17 protein-coding genes are annotated in these 20,314 nt (G+C 64.7%); 7 read left to right on the top strand and 10 right to left on the bottom strand.

Features of this window, described 5'->3' with window-relative positions; all coding sequences use genetic code 11:
• The first annotated feature begins 380 nt into the window (after window positions 1-380).
• A complete protein-coding gene (locus AC1DWT_RS31390; protein ID WP_241031577.1) occupies window positions 381-1,685 on the top strand; it encodes an MFS transporter in 1,305 nt (434 codons plus the stop codon).
• 71 nt (window positions 1,686-1,756) lie between these two features.
• Here AC1DWT_RS31390 and AC1DWT_RS31385 read toward each other — a convergent pair whose 3' ends face one another.
• On the bottom strand, window positions 1,757-2,263 hold the full coding sequence (locus AC1DWT_RS31385; RefSeq protein WP_259376022.1) for an FCD domain-containing protein: 507 nt from the start codon (window positions 2,261-2,263) through the stop codon (window positions 1,757-1,759).
• A 17-nt stretch (window positions 2,264-2,280) separates the two neighbouring features.
• Here AC1DWT_RS31385 and AC1DWT_RS31380 point away from each other — a divergent pair, with 17 nt between their 5' ends.
• The 3 genes from AC1DWT_RS31380 (at window position 2,281) to AC1DWT_RS31370 (ending at window position 4,505) form a co-directional block, all read left to right on the top strand.
• On the top strand, window positions 2,281-2,604 hold the full coding sequence (locus AC1DWT_RS31380; RefSeq protein WP_206015522.1) for a 2Fe-2S iron-sulfur cluster-binding protein: 324 nt from the start codon (window positions 2,281-2,283) through the stop codon (window positions 2,602-2,604).
• Complete coding sequence (locus AC1DWT_RS31375) at window positions 2,601-3,824, top strand: NAD(P)/FAD-dependent oxidoreductase (RefSeq protein WP_206015521.1); 1,224 nt, start codon at window positions 2,601-2,603, stop codon at window positions 3,822-3,824. The genes AC1DWT_RS31380 and AC1DWT_RS31375 overlap by 4 nt, the downstream gene beginning before the upstream one ends.
• 69 nt (window positions 3,825-3,893) lie before the next feature.
• A complete protein-coding gene (locus AC1DWT_RS31370; RefSeq protein ID WP_206015520.1) occupies window positions 3,894-4,505 on the top strand; it encodes a nuclear transport factor 2 family protein in 612 nt (203 codons plus the stop codon).
• A 132-nt stretch (window positions 4,506-4,637) separates the two neighbouring features.
• On the opposite strand, the gene hisC is transcribed toward AC1DWT_RS31370, so the two are convergent.
• The 5 genes from hisC to AC1DWT_RS31345 all read right to left on the bottom strand — a co-directional run bounded on the left by hisC (window position 4,638) and on the right by AC1DWT_RS31345 (window position 10,418).
• Window positions 4,638-5,795, bottom strand: coding sequence for a histidinol-phosphate transaminase (gene hisC / locus AC1DWT_RS31365; RefSeq protein WP_206015519.1), 1,158 nt, complete (start codon window positions 5,793-5,795; stop codon window positions 4,638-4,640).
• A 125-nt stretch (window positions 5,796-5,920) separates the two neighbouring features.
• Window positions 5,921-6,205 (bottom strand): hypothetical protein, encoded by a 285-nt coding sequence (locus AC1DWT_RS31360; protein ID WP_206015518.1) that lies wholly within the window; start codon window positions 6,203-6,205, stop codon window positions 5,921-5,923.
• 159 nt (window positions 6,206-6,364) lie between these two features.
• Window positions 6,365-7,684: an amidohydrolase gene (locus AC1DWT_RS31355; protein WP_477923648.1), complete on the bottom strand. Its 1,320-nt coding sequence runs from the start codon at window positions 7,682-7,684 to the stop codon at window positions 6,365-6,367.
• A gap of 26 nt (window positions 7,685-7,710) precedes the next feature.
• Window positions 7,711-9,057 (bottom strand): amidohydrolase, encoded by a 1,347-nt coding sequence (locus AC1DWT_RS31350; RefSeq protein ID WP_477923646.1) that lies wholly within the window; start codon window positions 9,055-9,057, stop codon window positions 7,711-7,713.
• Between the two features lie 8 nt (window positions 9,058-9,065).
• On the bottom strand, window positions 9,066-10,418 hold the full coding sequence (locus AC1DWT_RS31345; protein WP_083395529.1) for an MFS transporter: 1,353 nt from the start codon (window positions 10,416-10,418) through the stop codon (window positions 9,066-9,068).
• A 117-nt stretch (window positions 10,419-10,535) separates the two neighbouring features.
• Here AC1DWT_RS31345 and AC1DWT_RS31340 point away from each other — a divergent pair, with 117 nt between their 5' ends.
• Window positions 10,536-11,591 (top strand): Lrp/AsnC ligand binding domain-containing protein, encoded by a 1,056-nt coding sequence (locus AC1DWT_RS31340; protein WP_477923644.1) that lies wholly within the window; start codon window positions 10,536-10,538, stop codon window positions 11,589-11,591.
• A gap of 608 nt (window positions 11,592-12,199) precedes the next feature.
• Here the strand turns inward: AC1DWT_RS31340 and AC1DWT_RS31335 are convergent.
• From AC1DWT_RS31335 to AC1DWT_RS31325, 3 genes are all read right to left on the bottom strand, one after another.
• Entirely contained in the window at window positions 12,200-12,412 is a 213-nt protein-coding gene (locus AC1DWT_RS31335; RefSeq protein WP_241031575.1) for a hypothetical protein, read from the bottom strand.
• Window positions 12,413-12,477: 65 nt separating this feature from the next.
• The gene (locus AC1DWT_RS31330) at window positions 12,478-13,587 is read right to left on the bottom strand and encodes a 2-oxo acid dehydrogenase subunit E2 (RefSeq protein WP_206015514.1); all 1,110 of its coding nucleotides are present in this window, start codon (window positions 13,585-13,587) and stop codon (window positions 12,478-12,480) included.
• A 16-nt stretch (window positions 13,588-13,603) separates the two neighbouring features.
• Window positions 13,604-15,940, bottom strand: a complete 2,337-nt coding sequence (locus tag AC1DWT_RS31325; RefSeq protein WP_206015513.1) for a transketolase-like TK C-terminal-containing protein — start codon at window positions 15,938-15,940, stop codon at window positions 13,604-13,606.
• Between the two features lie 473 nt (window positions 15,941-16,413).
• Between AC1DWT_RS31325 and AC1DWT_RS31320 the strand changes: the two genes are divergently transcribed.
• A complete protein-coding gene (locus tag AC1DWT_RS31320) occupies window positions 16,414-16,896 on the top strand; it encodes an Lrp/AsnC family transcriptional regulator (RefSeq protein ID WP_206015512.1) in 483 nt (160 codons plus the stop codon).
• Window positions 16,897-17,164: 268 nt separating this feature from the next.
• The gene (locus AC1DWT_RS31315) at window positions 17,165-19,012 is read left to right on the top strand and encodes an acetolactate synthase large subunit (RefSeq protein WP_420855129.1); all 1,848 of its coding nucleotides are present in this window, start codon (window positions 17,165-17,167) and stop codon (window positions 19,010-19,012) included.
• 222 nt (window positions 19,013-19,234) lie between these two features.
• Here AC1DWT_RS31315 and AC1DWT_RS31310 read toward each other — a convergent pair whose 3' ends face one another.
• The gene (locus tag AC1DWT_RS31310) at window positions 19,235-20,110 is read right to left on the bottom strand and encodes a fumarylacetoacetate hydrolase family protein (RefSeq protein WP_206015510.1); all 876 of its coding nucleotides are present in this window, start codon (window positions 20,108-20,110) and stop codon (window positions 19,235-19,237) included.
• Window positions 20,111-20,314 lie beyond the last annotated feature (204 nt).

The following is a 20,314-nucleotide window of genomic DNA, read 5'->3' as shown; positions in this document are numbered from 1 at the left end:
CGAATAACGTTGCAGTGCAACTGCTATAAACCTGCGAGTCGTATGCAACTTCGCTACACCTTCGTCCACATCGGTGGCCTCTACGAGCTGCACCTACCGCTTCGGGGGAAGTGGCATCGCGCACGGGGCACCACCTCGTTGTGCTACCGGGACCCGGGCGGCGCCTTCGATGAGATACACATCGACAAACATTCGCCGGCGTCCCGCGGACGCACACGCCCCACATGAGCTGGTTATTCCGTGGGGTCAACCTTCGAAATCCCGACGCGCTCACAGCCCGCGGCGCCATCAGCACTCGGCGCTGCCGTTACCACGAAATCGATTCGTCAATCAGAAGGGCCGCATCCATGTCCATCCGAGAATCCATAGATCAAGCTCCCATGAGCAAATACCAGGTCATGGTCGTGGGGATCTGCCTCGTGATCGTCCTGTCGGAAGGCTATGACCTTCTGTTGATGGCGTTCGCTGCCTCCGGTGTCGCACAGGAGTACGCGCTCAACGGCTCCCAGACCGGATTGCTGCTCAGCAGTGCCCTGGTCGGTATGGCGTTGGGATCGGCGTTCATCGCACCACTGGCCGACCGCACCGGYCGGAGACCGCTGACCCTGGCATGTCTACTCCTGGTGACCGTAACCATGGCATTGGCGTCGATCACAACGAGCTTCGCGCAACTCGGAGTGTGCCGGCTGCTGACCGGGCTCGGCATCGGCGGCCTGGTGGCGAGCCTGCCGGTCCTGACCGCCGAGTTCTCTCCCCGCCGCCGCCGGGGAACCATGATCGCCCTGTACACCACCGGGTTGCCGCTGGGCGGAGTGATCGGGGGCTTGGTGGCCGCGCTGCTCACCTCCACCTTCAGCTGGCGCGCCAGCTTCGTCGCCGGCGCCGTCTTGACCCTTCTGCTGCTCGTTCTCGTCTACGCACGGATGCCCGAGTCGATCGACTATCTGCTGGTGCGCCGTCCCGCGGGCGCGCTCGAGGCGATCAATACCACCTTGCCGAAAATGGGACTTGCCCCGATCGAGGCACTGCCGGAACCGGAACCGCAGGCCGAACAGGGCATGAAGGCGGCGATCTTCAGCGGGCGCAACGGAATCCGATCGCTGCTCCTCGGGTCTGCCTTCTTCATCATGATGGCGGCGTTCTATTTCGCCGCGAGCTGGACTCCCAAGCTCCTGCAGCAGAGCGGCCTGTCCGCCCAGCAGGGCATCAGCGGCGGAATGCTGCTCAATTTCGGCGGGGCGGCGGCTACTTTGACATTCAGCGTCCTTGCGATCGTGGTGACCAGCCGAACTTTGACCATCGCGGCACTCGTCGGCGCGAGCGTGTCCTTCCTCGCGATGAGCACGGCGTTGGGCAGCCTCACCACCGCGCTCCTCGCGGCCGTCGCGGTCGGTGTCTTCGTCAATGCCAGCGCCACCGGTCTTTACGCACTCGCGCCGGACTGCTACCCGGCGTCCGTCCGCGCCACCGCCGTCGGCTGGGCGTCGGCAGTCGGCCGACTCGGGGCCATCATCTCGCCGATCCTGGCCGGCGTCCTGATCGACCGATCCTGGACACCGTCGTCACTGTTCACCCTCTTCGCGATCCCGCTCCTGATTGGCGCTGCACTTGTTGCAGCGATCAAAATTCCCGCACCGCAACAGGTATCCATCATGAGTACGAGCCCCGAAGGAGTCCAGGCCTGAACGCCGTCGCGCGGCAACCCTCGCGCAGGACCTACTCTGAGTAGTTGGCACTCGCTCCTCACCCGAAGACTTCAGGCCGGTTCGTGCTGGGTGAACCATGCCGAGGTGCTGGGAGGCGCGATGGATTCCATCAGCTTCAAGGTGGTGGCGAGGTTCTTCTCCAGATGCTCGTGAAGCCGATCGCGGATCTGTTCGGGGTCTCTGCTCTGCGCGGCGATCAACAGCGTGTTGTGGATGCGTTCTCGTTGCTCCACTGTCACGTGGGCGGCCTCGAACGGCTCGAATACGATCCGGATGTAGCGTTCGGCAGCGTCCCACAAGGGCTCGAGTACTCGCAGGTCCCATTCGTTGGCTGCGGGACTGATCAATGCGGTGTGGAATTGCCGATGCAATTCCCAATGGGTGTCTTCCGACTTGGCGGAGAAGGTCTCCCGAACGAGCTCGCCGAGCTCATCAAGATCGCTGTCGGACCGCCGCGTCGCGGAGAGCGCGGCGAGTTCGGGCTCGAGTCGCAATCGGATACGGAAGATGTTTCGGAGATCGTCGGGATTTTGCCATCGACGTCCAGCATCATCCATCCGAAGGTAGAACAGTCATGCCGAAAGTAACGTTCATCCACAACGACGGCATCGACGATGTCGTCGACGCCTCCCCCGGGACCACCCTGATGCAGACCGCCATGTTGGGTGACGTGGTCGGCATCGTCGCCGAATGTGGTGGGTCGATGATGTGCGCCACCTGCCACGTCTACGTCCACGAAGACTGGATGGAGAAAGTCGGCGAGCGTGGCGAGATGGAGGAGGAAATGCTCGAATCCACCTCGGAGCCATCTCGGCCGACCAGTCGGCTGTCCTGCCAGATCACCGTGTCCGAAGAGCTGGACGGCCTGATCGTCGAGACACCGCGGACCCAGCTGTGAACACACCGCGCATCGTCATCGCGGGCGCCGGCACGGCAGGGCACCACCTCGCGGCCGCCCTGCGGGAGTCCGGATTCGACGGGGCCGTGTCCCTGATCGGTGACGAACCCCATCTGCCGTATCACCGCCCACCACTGTCCAAGGACTATCTCGCGGGCACAGCGCATCCGGACAGTCTGAGCCTGCGCGCGCCGGCGTTCTACACCGAGCACAAGGTCGCCACCCACCTCGGTATCCCGGTCAGGCAGATCGATCGGACCACCCACCGAGTCGTCCTCGCTGACGACCGTCCCCTCGCCTACGACCATCTCGTCCTGGCGCTTGGTGCATCCCCGCGGCCCTTCGACATACCGGGGCGGGACCTCGGAGGTGTGGTGGAGCTGCGCACCCGCGCCGACGCCGAATCGCTCCGCGAACACCTACGCGAGGGCTGCCGGGTGGTAGTGGTCGGCGGTGGATTCATCGGACTCGAGGTTGCGGCCGCCGCCCGCAAGCGCGGCGCCGATGCCACCGTGCTCGAGGCGATGCCCACTTTGATGAGTCGGGCCCTGTCCGCCACCGCCGCAGCCCATCTCGCCGAGTTGCATACTGCGCAGGGCGTTCGGGTGATCTGCTCCACTGCGGTGTCCGCACTGGAAGGCAGCGCAGGGCGCGTTCACGCCGTCACCACCTCGAACGGGCAGCGCCTCGCCGCCGATGTCGTCGTCCTCGGTATCGGTGTCGTGCCGAACGTCGCGCCTGCGGCGGCGGCCGGCCTCGATGTCGCCAACGGCGTCGTCGTCGACGAATACCTGACCACCAGCGACCCGAGGATTTCCGCGGTCGGGGACTGCGCAAACTTCCCTGTGCCCTGCGGTGACCGAATCCGCCTCGAATCAATACAGAACGCGGTCGATCAGGCACGCTACGTGGCCCGACGGATCAACGGGCACACCGGGACGTACAGTGCGGTGCCCTACTTCTGGAGCGATCAGTTCGGCATGAAACTGCAAATCGTGGGCCATGCTGCACGCTCTGATCGCACCGTCATCCGGGGCACCGATACCAAGTTCTCCATCTTCCGCTTTCACGGCAACGAGCTTGCCGCCGTCGAATCGATCAATGACCCTGTGACGCACCTGACCGTACGCAAGATTCTCGGCGCGGGTGGCACCCTCACCCCCGACCAGGCAGACGAGACCGTTGATTTACGTGCACTGGCACGCAACCTCGCGGGCTAACCGTCCCGCGCCACCCCAACCGGGGCGCAATCACTTGCTACCACTTCATCTTGCCGAAGGAGTCCAGCCATGAACGACAACAGCGATGACGTCACACAGGTCACCCAGATCGTCCTCCGGGAACGGCAGGCGCGTGATCGCGGGTGGTGGGACCGAATGCGCGAGTGCATACACCCCGAGGCGCACATCCGGCTCAGTTGGTTCCGGGGCACCGGCGCTCAATTCGTCGCCGAATCGCAGAAGATGAGCAGCCGAGGCCAGAAGGCCACGCACCGGCTGTCCCCGCCGGTCGTCGCCGTGCACGGGGATCGGGCAGTTGTCGAGATCTCGGCCGGGATCGAATTCCGGGACGTCATCGGAGGAGTCGAGGCAGACCTCACCTCGTTCACCCGACTGATCTACCGACTCGAAAAGACGGCCGGAACCTGGCAGATCGTGTCCCTGGATCCGATCTACGAACGCGACAGCCTTGTTCCGACCGTGCCCGGGGAAATTCCACAGATCGACCGGGCCGCGCTCGCGGCCGTCCGCGCGCCCTATCGGTTCCTCGGCTACTACCTCGTCCAGAGTGGTTACGACATCACTGGAGACCTGTACGCTGACGACCGGTCGGACGAGGTCGAGGACCTCTACCGCACCAGCTTCGCCTGGGCTGCGGAGACTCCGGCCATCACGACGTAACCACTCGGTTAGCCGCGACGATCGACGGGCCGCTCTCCGAGGCTCTGCTCGGGAACGGCCCGTCGACGTCACCGCACCTGGTCCGCGCCGCGTTGGAGAGAAATGGGGCGCTACCCAATGCGCTGAACGCGATCAGCGCGGCGCAAAGTCCTGTGCAACCCGAAGCAGGGCGTCGGTCCCGCCGAGCTCGCCGATACTGATCCGGACACCCTCACCGGCGAAGGGCCGCACCATTACCCCAGCCGCCTCGCACGCGGCGGCGAACGTATCGCTGCGTTCGCCGAGGCGAAGCCAGAGATAGTTCGCGTGACTGTCCGGCACGCTCCAGCCCTGTGCCAGCAATGCCTCACGCATCCGAGATCGCTCGGCGACAAGCCGCGACACCCTCTCGAGAAGTTCGTCCTCGCGCTGCAGTGAGGCGAGAGCGGCGCTTTGAGCGATCGTGGACACCCCGAATGACACCGCGGTCTTGCGAAGCGCCGCGGCCACCGGCTCATGCGCGACCGCATAGCCGATGCGCAACCCGGCCAAACCGTATGCCTTGGAAAAGGTGCGGAGGGCAACCACGTTCGGCCGGGTCCGATACATGTCCAGCGCGTTCACAGCGTCGGGATCGCGGACGAACTCGACGTACGCCTCGTCGATCACCACCAGCACCTGCTCCGGTATCCGGTCCAGAAATCGAACCACGTCCGTCCGGTGCAGCACTCGACCGGTCGGGTTGTTCGGGGTGCACAGAAAGATCAGCCGCGTGCGGTCGGTGACCGCGTCGGCCATTGCGTCGAGGTCGTGCGCCTCGTCCTCGGTGAGTGGCACCTGGATCGAGCGGGCGCCACTGATCTCGGCGACTATCGGGTATGACTCGAACGAACGCCAGGCGTAGATGATCTCGTCCCCCGACTCGGCACTGATCTGCACCAGTTGCTGGATCAGGCCGATCGAACCAGTTCCGAAGGCGATGTGGTCCATCGGTACGTCCCAGTGCTCGGCGAGAGCACGAGTCAGAGCGGCGCAGGTCAGATCCGGGTACCGGTTGAGCTGCCCTGCGGCGGCAACTGCAGCATCCAACACACCGGGCAGGGGCGGATAGGGATTCTCATTCGAGGACAGCTTCCAGCCCGGTCGTTCGCCCACCGGGGCGGGCCTGCCGGGCTCGTAGGTGGGGATCCCCGCAAGCACGGAGCGCAGCCGGGGACCGACGCCCTCGGCAATGAGGGCGGGGGTCCATCCGGCCGTCCGCCGCGGGCCTTGGGCGTCGGCGGATCCATCGACGCTCGACTGTCCGTTCATCTCTTCTCTCTCGATGGGGTCGGCAGCACCCGGGTGTACCAGGTGCGCTCATGCGCACACTGGAAGACGAGTCCGTTGCTGCGGCAACGCGGTACAACCTTCGAGATTGCGATCCCGTTATCAAGTCAAATTACGCAGGAATACCCCTCCATCATCGCCATGGTGGGGAGGGCCACTTTTCCGTCAGGTTCACCAAGTCGAGTGCCCGGCTCGATCACCTGTTGAGCGTTGCGCGCCGATGAATTTCGTTCTAGCCGCCACCGCCGCATCAACGTCACGATCGAGGCACGACACCTGTCCGTCCTGGCATCGGCATTGGCATTGGCATTGGCATTGACATGCGGATCGGTGGACGAGGTCGTCGTGGTCATGGTCACTTCCTGGATGAAGCTGAGGGTGTGCGTTTTCATTCTGTGTGGGTTTCGGCAACTCTTGGTCCTCACATGCACATCCTGGTGTGGTGATAGCCTCGGCCACGCTGAAGACCAACGGTAGAAGCCGGTGCCGTGCGGCGACTAGCCGGTCTGCGAGATAAACTGTCCGTTAGGCGAACTGCGTGGCGCCGGTGATCAGTCAACGCCCCTATTCTGTTGGTCGCGACCACCGAGCCACGCCAGCGCCGCCACAACCAATGCCTGGGTGCCGGTGTCGCATGTGGGTTGGATCACGGGCGCGAAGTTGGGGGCGTGCGGCGCCGGGATGTCTTGCGCGATTCGTCCGGCGTCAGCAGCTTTGCGGTAGGTGTCCGGGTCGATGCAACCGATGCCCCAATATGTATACGGAGTACCGAATGCGTTGGGGATGTCGCTGAAGTCTTCGCTCGCGGGCACCTGATTGATCGATTGCGCTCTGTCACCGAAGAAGCTGGTGAAGGCGTCCGCCACCCGCGATGTGGTGGCCTCGTCATTGTCCGTAAGGGGGAACTGATCGAACAGGATGAACTCGGGGTCTCGCGGGCAGGCTGATGCTTGGCACTCTGCCGCGACGATCCGGTAGATGGCGTCCAGTAGTGTTTTTCGCGTGTGGTCGCTGTAGCTTCGAATGTTGAGTTCCAAGACGGCGCGATCGGGGATGACGTTGCTCTTGTTCCCGGCCCGGATGCTACCTACGGTCAGCACCGCCGTTTCCGAGGGTGGCACTTCGCGTGACACCACGGTGTGGAGTCGCACAACGATCATCGCAGCGAGAGCCACCGGATCGATGGTGGTGTGGGGCATCGAACCCGGGCCGCCGCGCCCGTGCACGGTGATCCGCATGTTGTCTGCTATCGCGAGAGCCGGCCCCGGTCGGGTGCCTACCAGCCCGGCGGGTAACTGGTAGTTATGTTGCGCCAGAGCGACGTCTGGTCGAGGAATGATCGCGGCGAGGTTGTCGTCGATCATGCGGCGGGCACCGTCACCGACCTCTTCCGCAGGCTGGAAGAGTGCTACCAGGGTGCCGTTCCAGTGCTCGCGGCTGTCCGCGAGCAACTGGGCGGCGCCGAGAAGGCATGTGGTGTGCATGTCGTGCCCACAAACGTGTGCTACCGGAACTTCGTTTCCATGGGAATCGGTGTCGGTGACGGTGCTCGAGTAGGGCAGTCCGGTCGCTTCGAGGACCGGCAGTGCATCCATTTCGGCACGGAGCAGTACAACGGGGCCGTCGCCGTTGCGGAGAATGCCGACTACTCCGGTGCCACCTATGCCTTCGTGGACGTGATAGCCGAAGCTGTCCAGACGCCCAGCCACCTTCTTCGCGGTCTTGTACTCGCGGTGCGACAGCTCAGGGTGTGCGTGGACGTCGCGGTAGAAGTCCTCCTGCCATCCGCGGACGTCCGGCAAAGCTTCCAAGACAGCCTGCACAGCGTGTGCGGCTGCCGCGCCGGGCACGGGCACGGTCGTTATTGTCACGGTGTCCACTGGTGTCCTTGCTCTCGTCACCCGAAGGTCTTCTTGGTTTCCATGCTCCGGCGAATGGTCAAGTACTCGTCGCGGGTGAGCTTGGGTCCACTCCGATCGATGACCGAGGCAGCGTTCGCGGCCCCGTCGCAGAGCAGGTCGATGACGCTACTCGCGAGCAGTTTCGCGTTGTTGACCGCCGTGAGGACGTGATCGTCGATCTGATAGTCCTTGGAGTGGATTAGGCCGTCGCAACCGCTGCGCACGATGGGAAGCACCATCGGCATGAGCATCTGCAAGTCACCGGAATCCGTCGACGCACCATGCGCACCAGCATGACTGTCGATCTCGCTGTCACCGAAGAGGGTGCGGGCATTGGCGTCAACGACTTCTACCAGTGGCTCGTCCTGTGCGAAGGGGAAACAGCCCACTACGGTGTCGATTTCGACGCGTGCGCCGACGGCGATGGCGCCGGCGTGCATGCTGCGATCGATTTTCGCCGATGCGTCCTGCATCGCCTCTACTGAGCGTCCTCGGATCATGACTTCCAGATCGGTTGTTCCGGGGATAGTGCTGACCATGTCGCCGGAGTTGACGACGAGTTGACTCACCCGTATCGAGTCTTCGTCCCGGTAGGTCTCCTGCTGGCTGTCGATGGCTGTCATGGCGAGGGTGAGCGCCTTGAGGGCGTTGATCCCCTCGTGCGGGTTCTCGCCGGCGTGGGCGGTGAGCCCATGGAAGCGGACCTTTTTCAAGATAGCGCCGAGCCAGCTATGGTCCATTTCGAACAGCGATTCCTGGCCGCTGGTGCCGGGATGCGTGATCATTCCGAGGTCGATGTCGTCGAACTCGCCGAGGCGGATGAGTTCAGGTTTTCCGCAGACGAACTCGAGCTCTCCCGCGTCGCGTAGTGACAGTCGCCAGTCCACGTCGATGAGTTCCTCAGCGGGCACGCCGAAGAGTACGACGTCGCCGTCGAGGTGTTCCATGACCGCTTGGAGACCGATTGCGGCGCCGATCATGGCTGCGATCTCGATGTGATGGCCACACGCGTGTGCGGCACCGGTATCCGGGTCGGCAAGCGGGTGATCGGGTGTGATGACGGAATCCAGTTCGCCGAGGATCGCCACAGTGAAACGATCCGATCGGCCACGCATGCGCGCCTTCACACCAGTGCGGGCCAGACCGGTGCGATAATCGAGCCCCATGTGCTCCAGTTGTTCGACGAGCCGCTGTGCCGTTCCATGTTCACGGAACCCGACCTCGGGGTTTCGCTGGATCTCGCGGCTGAGTTCAACGATTCTGTTGGTCTGCTCGTCGATTGTGGCGATCGCCATTGCCTTGAGCTCTGTGTGGGTCGCGYTCGTAGTCAGTGTCTTCTGCATGAGGTGTCCTAGTCGTCGAGTGAGATTGCGCGGGTCTCGGGCATAAACCACACCGTGATGGCCGAGACAGCCATCAGGCCCATCACGTACAGGTTGAAGGCTGCGGGCATGTGCAGTTGGTCGAACAGGGAGAGCAGGTACGGGGCAGTTCCGCCAAAGATCGCGGTGGCGATGGAGTACGGGACGGCGGCGCCTGTCGTACGAATTCTCGTGGGGAACATCTCCGCGATTACGGCTGGCGTGATCGAGGCCAAACCTGCGATGAAGATCAGTGCGATGCCCATCGCGAGAAGCAATTGCCAGGCACTTCCTTGGATCAACCAGTTCAGCGGAAACATCAAGGCGATGAGTGATAGGAAGGAAGTCAATAGGACTGGACGTCGACCGATTCTGTCGGACAGTGCCCCCCAGAGCGGAAGTGCGATCATGAACAGCACCATCGCAATCGAGGCCATCCACAGTGCCGATGTCGGGTTGATCCCCCGTTCGGCGATGGCGAACGCGGGTGTCGCCACGGCCCACACGTAGTAGATGACCGTTCCCCCGACGCAGAAGCAGACGACTCGTACCTGCAACTTCGGGCGCCGACGGATCTCTTTCCAGATCGAATCGCTCGCCTGGTGTGAGTCGTCCGACTGGGTGCTCTCGAAGGCTTCCGTCTCGGGGAGGGCGGAACGAAGAATCAAGATGACGAGCCCGAGCGCACCTCCGATCAGGAACGGGATTCGCCAACCGAACGCGAACATCTGGTCCTTCGTTAGCAGTTCGCTCAGTAATGCTCCGAGTAGCGTGCCGAAGAGCACGGCAACTGAAATGGAGATGTACATCGAGCTCGACCACAGGCCCCGTGTTCGCGGTGGTGCGGCCTCGGCGAGATAGGTTTGCGCCGTCGGCACTTCGCCGCCGGTTCCCAGACCTTGGAGCAGCCGGGCGGAGACCAGGACGATCGGTGCCAGGACGCCGATCGACGCCGCCGTGGGTGTGAGGCCGATGAGCAGGCTGCCGGCCGCGGCGAGGCTGATCGACCACATCATCGCGAACTTCCGGCCCCGCCGATCCGACAGCCAGCCCAACACGAAACCCCCGATCGGTCGGGCGATGAAGCCCGCGGCGAAAACGGCGAGAGTCTTCAGCAGAGCCGCGCTGCCAGTCCCCGAGAAGAACTGGGCAGCAAAGAACACCGAGAACGTSGCGTAGACGCTCCAGTCGTACCATTCGATTGCAACGCCTGCTCCCAGGCTCACCAGTGTCCTGGCGGATCTAGGCCGGCGTTGCGCTTCGGCGGGTGCGGCATGATCGTTCGTCTCGGCGCTCGGTGAGCGGCCGGGTTCCAGAATCACGGTCTCGTCATGTGGGTCCATGGGGACGCCTCCAAGGTTCGGAAGTTCGGAGTCAGGCAGTGTGGGTTCGCGACGGTGCGAATGGCGATTGCGTCATACTGCATCGCGAGGCCGCACTGAGCCCGAGAATCGATAGATATGCTCATTCGACAGCGGAAGGATGGCGAGATCGTGCAAAGTGCCCTCTCGGAGGAGGACCTGGCGCTCATCCATGCCCTCCAGATTTGGCCTCGTGCGAGTTGGAGCGCACTCGCTCCGATCCTGGCCGCCTCCCCGATTACCCTGGCGAACCGCTGGAGCCGGCTCCGCGACGCCGGATTGGCGTGGGTCACCACAGTCCCGGTGCGCGGCCTGTACAGCGGTTACACGTCGGTGGCGCTCGTCGAAGTGGACTGCGCAAGAGATCTGTTCGACGATGTCGTTGCCCGCTTGGAGCGAATGGAACACGTGGTGGCGATCGAGCATGCCGCGCGCGGCCGGGACCTGCTATTGACCGTGAGCGCCACGTCATTCGATACCCTCGCCGCGTTCCTCGTCGACGAGTTGAATCGAATTCCCGGTGTGACATCCTCGCGGACACACCTGGCCGTCCGCGTGCATATGGAGGGAAGCCAGTGGCGTCTGGACGCACTGGATCCCAGCCAATGCGACGCGGTGACGACCTTGCTGCGCGAGTCGAAGGCGGTTGGGGAACCCGCGAATGTTCGATCGGCGATCTCATCCCGGATCGCCACTCTGGAGGAGCAACTCGCCTACGATGGCCGTTTCACTGCTGCGGAATTGGCGGAACGGCTGAGCCGTCCGCCGTCGACAATTCGTCGCCAGCTCACCACCGTGCTGGCGTCACGACACCTGGCTATCCGCTGTGAAGTTGCGCAATTGCACACTCGGTGGCCTATCACAGTGACGTGGTGGTGCCGCCTTCCCGGTGTACAGCTGCAGGAGACGATCGCTCACTTACGCAATGACGGCAGCGTCCGAATGTGCATGTCGCTCACCGGTCCGTCGAACTTCGCCGTCCAGGCGTGGGTCAGCGATATGGCTGATCTGATGGCCACTCAGGCACGCCTGGAGCAGATACTCCATCCCGGCGAGATCGCCGACAGCTCGGTGACACTTCGCACCCGCAAGAGAAATGGATGGCTCCTGCATCCTGACGGCCGATCCCGTGGCGAGCACACCCGACTCACGTAGATACTCAGACCGAGCGGCCGCCATCGTTGGTTGGGATTGTGCGGGCGAACTCGATGCAGGAGGTTGGTTTTTGATCATGCGGATGATCGAATATCGTTATATTGTCATCGGTTACGCAGGTTCGGCGTCGTCGATCGGTGGGTGCCAGTGTTCTTTCCGTCGATCGATATCATGATTTCGAGGACGCGGCGATTCTCCGATCACGAAACGCACCGCTTCGTCGACATTGGTCGCGTGAGCACCTCGTAGTCGCATCCCGGAGTGGAACGTGTCCACAGGAAGAATCTTCTTGTCATGCTCGCGACGACTTTCTGTTGATGCAGACAAGCTCGAGACGGCCGAGGTCTCGAAGAGGCTGCATGCACGGGCGCCCCATCGCTGGTCGTCCGCACGGTCGAGGCTGGCGATGGGCTCCTCGAGACGCTGATCAGTCGGATCGAGGCGTCGGCGAAATCCGCACCGCCTTCGTTCCGACCAGGGCCCACACCACATAACCCGTTCGGGTGTAATACGCATTCGTGACCGGCCGAGCCCCCCACCGGTTGGAGCCGGCACACGCCGATCTCTCAACCTGTGCGCGCGTAACACGGGCACAGGATGAGAGTTGTTCACCACAAAGGTCGGGATTTGGCTAGCGTGAGTTTCTGCTGGCAGAGCTCGACGATGCGCTGCCGATCCACGGGGTCGAGCGGCGGGCTGGGCGGAGTCTGCAAGATCGTGAGAACCCGCCGGTAGTAGGTCGTGGGGTCGATTCCGAACTCGGGGAGGATGTACTCATCACCCCCGTCGAACGACATCCACTGCGCTGCGAAGTCAACCATGCGAACGGCGTCAGACCAGACCGGTCGCCCGTCCAGCGCCGCGCTGGTCCGCGAACTCAGCGTGCTCACTGCAGTTCCGAGGGGTCGAACCCGGCTTCCAGACGCTGCCGGACGGCGCTCAGGTAGCGGGCGGCGTCGGCGCCGTCGACGATGCGGTGGTCGTAGGACAGCGACAGGTACGCCATCGACCGGACTTCGATCTGCAGTGCTCCGCCCTCGCCGCGGGTGGGGACGAGGCGTTCGACGACGGTCCCGATGCCGAGGATGGCGGACTGGGGTTGGTTGATGATCGGAGTGTCGAACAAGGCCCCGCGGCTGCCGGTGTTGGTGATGGTGAACGTGCCGCCGGACAGGTCGTCGGGGCGGATCGTTCCCGACCGCACGCTGTCCGCGGAATCGGCAATCCGCCGGGCGAGTTCCGGGATGCGTAGCGCACCTGCATCGCCGATGACGGGCACCATCAAACCCTTGTCGCTGTCGACGGCCATCCCGAGGTGCACCGCCGAGTGGTAGGTCACCTCGGTGCAGTCGGCATCGAGCGAGGAGTTGATCACCGGGTGCTCGTCGAGCGCCTCGACGGCGGCGGCGACGAAGAACGGCAGGAACGACAATTTCACCCCGGTCCGGCGGTGGAATTCCGCCTTCTCCCGGCCGCGCAGCCGGGCGATTCCGGTGACGTCGACCTCGACCACGGTGGTCAATTGCGCTGATGTCTGCAGGGATTCGACCATCCGCCTGGCGATGGTGCGGCGAATCCGGGGAAGCTTCTCCACCCGATCGCCACCGACTGCCGGCGCAACGGTCGATGCCGGTGCCGGTGCCGGCGTCGGGGCGGGTTGCGGGATGGGGTCCGTTGCCGGTGCCGGGGTCGGCGTGGCCACGGGGGCCGGAGCCGGAGCCGGTGTGGCCGCGGCGGCGCCTTCCTCCGCGCCGAGCACCGCGACCACCGCACCAACCTCGACCAGCGCGTCTTCCTGCGCGACGATCTCGAGAAGAATGCCGGCTGCGGGGGACGGAATTTCGGTGTCGACCTTGTCGGTGGCCACCTCGAGCAACGGTTCATCGTGCTCGATGCGGTCACCGGGGGATTTGAGCCAGCGGGTGATGGTCGCCTCGGTGACATTCTCGCCGAGTGACGGCAATACCATCGCGGTGCCGTTGTGGGTTGTGGTCATGTCACGTCTTTCGGGGTCAGTCGACGAGGTTGAGGGCGGCACGGAGGATGCTGTCGGTGTCGATGCCGTGGTAGCGGTAGACGTCGTCGAGGGATCCGACCTGCCCGAACCGGCTGACACCAAGCGCGGCACCGGGAACGTGGTTGATGCCGGCCAGGAACGCCAGGGTGTGCGGGTGCCCGTCGAGGACGGTCACCATCGGCGCCGCCCGATCGACCGGGAACACCTGGTCGAGGATCCACGACGGCCCGTCGGCGAGCCCTCGACGGGCCTGCACCGCCTCGAACAGCAGCCCGGGACTGGTGACACACACGACATCCGCGGCGATGCCCTGCTCGGCCAACCGGTCTGCGGCTGTGAGGGTTTCGGTGATCATCGCACCCATCCCGACCAGCGTCACGGCCGGATTGTCGGTGTGCCGCAGCGTGTACGCGCCGGCGACCACCTGACGGCGTCGGCGTTCCCGAGCGGCGGGATCCGACGGCACGGCGGCGAGGGTCTGATCGACCGGTCGGGTCGACAGGCGCAGATACGACGAGGAACCGTCCGGGCGGCCCAACCGGGAGATGCTGTCGAGCAACGTCCATTCGACATCGATCGCGAACGCCGGCTCGTAACTCACACACCCGGGTTGCTCGAGGCCGATCGACGGGGTCTTGATCGACTGGTGTGCCCCACCTTCCGCCGCGAGGGTGACCCCGGACGGGGTGCCGACCAGGATCGACTGCCCACCCGCATAGATCCCGTACGACCAGGGTTCGAGGGCGCGTTCGACGAACGGGTCGTACATCACCCCGATCGGGAACAGCGGCTGCCCCCACCGACTCCAGGTGGCACCGAGCTCCCCCATCAACCCGACCAGGTTGGTTTCCGCGATGCCGAGTTCCATGTGCTGCCCGGTGGGCTTCTCCCGCCAGTGCATGATCGTCTCGGCGTCGTCGTCGAACCAGTTGCGCCGCTCGTTCGGCGACCACACCCCCACCTTGTTCAGCCACCCCGCCAGATTGGTGGTGGAGGAGACATCGGGGCTGACCGTGACCACCCGCTTCGCCGCCTCCGGGGCCTCCCGGGACAGGTCCAGCAGCGCGCGACCCAGGGCGGCCTGGGTGGTGGACGTCCCGGACGGGGTGCGGCCGATGTCCGCCGGCACCGAAGGCGGGGTTGCCGGTTCGACGGGCTCGCGGGTGAGCCATTCGGCGGAGGCGGCGCAGACGCGGCCCGCGGTGCTGTCCGTGTCGAACCGGGCCCACGGATCGTTCGGGTCCATCCCGAGTTCGGCGGCGAGCTGTTCGTACTGTTCGACGGTCAGCAGCGAGGAGTGATTCTGCGGATGCCCCTGCGTGGGCAGGCCGCGGCCCTTGATGGTGTAGGCGATGATCACCGTGGGGCGGGTGTCGTCGATCTGCCCGTACGCCGCGCGGAGGGCGTCGAGGTCGTGGCCGCCGAGGTTCCGGATAGCCGCGAGGAGGGTGTCGTCGTCGAGTTCACTGATCAACTCGGTGATAGCCTTCGCGTCCCCATCAGCACCAGGAAGCCTCAGCCGCAACTCCTCGGCGTCACAGCGCAGCAGCCGCTGGTATTCGGGGTTGGGCATGTCCAGGATCCGGGAACGCAGCGCCGGGCCACCCGGCCGGGTGAACAGCGACTCCAGCAGGGTTCCGAACTTCACGGTGAGCACCTGCCACCCGGCGGCGGCGAACATCGATTCGAGCCGGCCCGCGGCGATGTTCGGCACCACCCGGTCCAGAGACTGCCGGTTCAGGTCGACGATCCACACGATCTCACCGAGTTCGGCGACGGAGGTGTCGAGGATCGCCTCCCAGACCGCACCCTCGTCCAGTTCGGCGTCGCCGACGAGGGAGTACTGCCGGCCCGTCCCGGCGCCGCCGATGGTGGTGTCGACGTAGCGGCGGGCGATGGCACCCCAGATCGGGGCGGTCGCGCCGATGCCGACCGAACCGGTCGAATAGTCCACCGGATCAGGATCTTTCGACCGGCTGGGGTACGACTGGAGGCCACCGAACTCCCGCAGCGTCGTCAGATACTTCTCGTCCAGCTCGCCGAGCAGGTAGTTGATGCCGTGCAGCACCGGGGAGGCGTGGGGTTTGACCGACACCCGATCCCCCGGCCGGAGCTGCTCGAACCACAGCGAGGTCATGATGGTCGCGATCGACGCGCACGACGCCTGATGCCCACCCACCTTCAGGCCCGTCGGGTTCGGGCGAACCCGGTTGGCGTGGTGGATCATTGCGGTCGAGAGCCACAACACGCGCTGCTCGATGTCACGCAGCGTTTCCAAGTTGTCACCGGCGATCGGGGCGTGCGTGTCGGCGGACGAGGTCGTCGCGGTCATGGGTCACTTCCTGGCTGTAGCGCAGCGGGGCTGCGGGTGTGTTTTCGATATCTCTTGGTCGGTAGAAGGCCTCACCGTGGTGCGGTCTACGACGGGTTGTTACCTAGGTCACGCTCGAGTCTTACGCTAGGGCCGGTCCACGGTCGCAACTAGCCGGTTTGCGCGATGAGCCGTCCACTAGACGAACTGTGTCCACCGTTGCGATCGTTGCCTCGGTGTTACGTCGAGAACCACAAGAGGCCGGTACTTCCGCGGCGCCCAGGTCATGAGCGAGGCGGAGAGGTGGTGACGGGTAGTCGGACCTGTGGGCACCGAACCGACCTGCGGGCGGCATGGCACCGTCCGTGTGTTGCGATCTCATGTGCAGATCTCCCGCTACAGTCGACCACCGGCATACACTTCCGCAATACCGACCGCAGAATTTCAGCATTCTGCGAACCATCCACTCATGGACCCTGCTGGAGGTTGGCAGAATGCCCACCACGACCACCGTCGATTCGATCGACGCGAAGATCCTCGCTGCCCTGACAGAGGAACCCCGGGCCACGGTGATCGCCCTTGCCGACAAGACCGGCTTGTCCCGCAACACGGTCCAGGCGCGCCTCGGCAAACTCGAGAAGCAGGGTGTGCTGCAGTCATTCGAGCGCCGCATCGACCCCGGTGCGCTGGGATACCCGCTGACCGCGTTCATTCTGACCAGCGTCACCCAGCGCAAACTGACCCGAATCGCCGACGCCCTCGACGACGTTCCCGAAGTGGTCGAGGTGCACGGGCTCAGTGGCGCCACAGACCTTCTCGTACATGTCGTCGCCCGCGACGCCGACGACCTCTACCGCATCGCCGGCCGCATACTCGACATCGACGGCGTCGAGCAGACCACCACTTCTCTCGTAATGCGCAAGCTAGTCGACTACCGCGTGACGCAGCTGCTGACCTCACTCGCCAATCCGTCCTGATCTCAACTCGCGTTGGGCATTCTGCCCACGGTCACGCGCCTCGACGCGGAGGTTTCGCGCAGATTGCTGAAACTCGTTGGAGCCGATTGCCGTCGAACGAAGTTCGTGTTTCACTCGGCACTCGTGCTCACCCATCCGCGAGCACTGCACCCTTCTTGCGCACCATCCTCCGATCCCGAGGATGTCCGGCAGGCCGCGAAGCCAGAAATCTGCTCCTTCGCCCGGCTGTGCCGATTCGACAGCCGAACCAGATTCAGAGGACATCCCCGTGAGTGCACCCACCCGACTCCGTGAGGAACAGCAAACCCACGCCGAGATCCGACACCTACCCGAACGCGTCACCGGAGCGCAGGCCGTCGTGCGGTCCCTCGAAGAACTCGACGTCGACTGCGTGTTCGGGATTCCGGGCGGAGCGATCCTGCCCGTCTACGACCCACTGCTGGAATCGACCCGGGTGCGGCATGTGCTGGTCCGCCACGAGCAAGGCGCCGGGCACGCCGCCACCGGCTACGCCCAGGCCACCGGCAAGGTCGGGGTCTGCATGGCCACCTCAGGCCCCGGCGCAACCAACCTCGTGACCCCACTCGCCGACGCGCAGATGGACTCCGTCCCCGTCGTCGCGATCACCGGACAGGTCGGCCGCGGGCTCATCGGCACCGACGCCTTCCAGGAAGCCGACATCTGCGGCATCACCATGCCGATCACCAAACACAACTTCCTGGTCACCGACCCCGCGGACATTCCCCGAACCATCGCCGAGGCCTTCCACATCGCGTCGAGCGGTCGGCCCGGCGCGGTGCTCGTCGACATACCGAAGGACGTCCTGCAAGCGACGACCACGTTCTCGTGGCCGCCGGAGCGGTGTCTGCCCGGCTACCGCCCGACCACCACACCGCACTCCAAGCAGATCCGCGCGGCAGCCGCGTTGATCAACTCCGCCGCCGCCCCGGTGCTCTACGTCGGCGGCGGCGTGATCAAGGCCGGTGCCGCAACCGAATTGCGTGAACTCGCGGAACTGACCGGCATTCCCGTCGTCACCACACTGATGGCGCTCGGCGCGTTCCCCGACAGCCATCGGTTGCACTACGGCATGCCGGGCATGCACGGCACCGTGGCCGCCGTGGCCGCTATGCAGCGCAGTGACCTGCTGATCACCCTCGGCGCACGGTTCGACGACCGCGTCACCGGTCACGCCGCATCCTTCGCCTCCTACGCGAAGGTGATCCACGCCGACATCGACCCCGCCGAGATCGGCAAGAACCGAAGGGTGGATGTCCCCATCGTCGGTGACTGCAAGAAGATCGTCCGCGCACTCATTGACGCCCTCCGCCTCGAAACCGACGCCGCCCAGGATCGCGAAGGGTGGCGGGCCTCGCTGGACGAGGTGCGACACACCTACCCGGTGAGCTACGACCGGCCGGCCGACGGGACGCTCTCACCGCAACTGGTCATCGAGGCGGTCGGGAAGGCGGCCGGCCCCGACGCGATCTACGTTTCCGGTGTCGGCCAGCACCAGATGTGGGCGGCCCACTTCATCGGGTTCGAGAAACCTCGGACATGGCTGAACTCCGGCGGCCTCGGCACGATGGGATATGCGGTCCCGGCCGCGCTCGGCGCGAAAATTGCTGCGCCCGAACGCGAAGTGTGGGCGATCGACGGCGACGGCTGCTTCCAGATGACCAACCAGGAACTCGCCACAGCCGCGATCGAAGGTGTTCCGATCAAGGTGGCCGTCATCAACAACGGCAACCTCGGCATGGTCAAGCAACTCCAGGCCATCCACTACGACGGACGCTACTCCAGCATCGACCTCGCCACCCACTCGCGTCGGATACCCGACTTCGTCAAACTGGCCGACGCACTCGGCTGCGTCGCCCTGCGCTGTGAGCGGGAGGACGATGTCGAATCCGTCATCGCACAAGCGCGAGCGATTAACGACCGGCCGGTGGTGATCGACTTCGTCGTCAGCGACGATGCCCTCGTGTGGCCGATGATCGCCGCCGGCGCGAGCAACGACCAGATCATGGCCGCCAAAGACATCCGCCCCCTCTTCGACGACGACGAAGATGCAGCGGAATACGGACCGCTGCAGACACCGTCCGCAACGGAGGAGTGAAATCGCCCGACCGTGGTGAGCATCGCTTGGAACCTCGCGCACCACCACAGTCTGGAGGCGGACGTTCCGCAGTGCCCGACGACGATACGGTCTCACCGGCTTCGCCAATGATGCTGCCGCAGAGGGTCCTCTGCCGGTAGACACCCGGCAGTTCCTGGGCTCGATGACCGAACATAGGTTCGCCCTGGACCAAGCGTCCGGGGCGAACCTATTGGCTGCCAGTTAACTTCGATCGGCGACGAACCGCTGGTGCAGCTCGCCGATTCCGTCGATCCAGCTGGTCAGCTGCTCACCCGGCTGCAGGAACCGCGGCGGCTTCTGCCCGATACCCACTCCGGCGGGAGTGCCGGTGAAGATAACGTCTCCCGGGTAAAGGGTCACAGTTTCCGACAGGGCGGCGATCACCGACGACACCGGGAAGATCAGGTCGCTGGTGCGACTCTTCTGGACCTCCTCGCCGTCGATGGCGCAGCCCAACTCCAGGTCGTCGGGGTTTGCGAACTCGTCGGGTGTGACCAGCCACGGCCCCTGCGGGGAGAAACCGGCAAAGGACTTGCCCAGGCCGAACTGGGCTGCCGGGCCACGCAGCTGCGAGATGCGTTCGGAGATATCCTGCCCCACCGTCAGACCCGCCACGTGCGACCAGGCGTCGGCGACGGCGACGCGGCTCGTCTCGCGGCCGACGACGACGACCAACTCCACCTCCCAATCGACATTACCGCCGACCGGGATGCTCACCGCGCTGTCCGGTCCGGAGAAGCTGGAGACATACTTGGTGAACACCGGCGGCAGCGCAGTGGGTGAGTCGAATCCGGATTCGGCCGCGTGATCGTGGTAATTCAGGCCGATAGCGAACACCTGCCGCGGGGCCGGGGACGGGGCCCCGAGCCGGCTCCGGTCGATCGCGACCGCGTCCCGGGCGAGGGCGGGAAGGTCCTCGCCCTCCACCCACGCGATGACCTCGTCCCACACCGGGTAGACGTCGGCCAGTGCGGGACCGAATCGGCCCCGCGACGCGGTGGCCAGATCCACCGCCCGCTCGGCTCCGACCTCGCCTGCCACCAGAGCGGCACGATCGTCGATATTGGCTAAACGCATGAAATCCTCAATTTCGTCGTGGTACTGCCAGAGGCGGGATGACAACGTCCCGCACAGTGGGCTATAAAGTGTGACCCAGGTCATGGCCGACTCGAACCTAAGCGGAGACCCGCCCCCGCGGCTATCCGATACGCGCACCGGAACGTCCGACCCGCGAAGTATTACCGGTGGGACTGTGGGCTCCGTCACAACCGGGCCTCGTAT

This window comes from Rhodococcus sp. P4_B6, from assembly GCF_056402215.1.
This window is presented reverse-complemented; position numbering and strand designations above follow the sequence as displayed.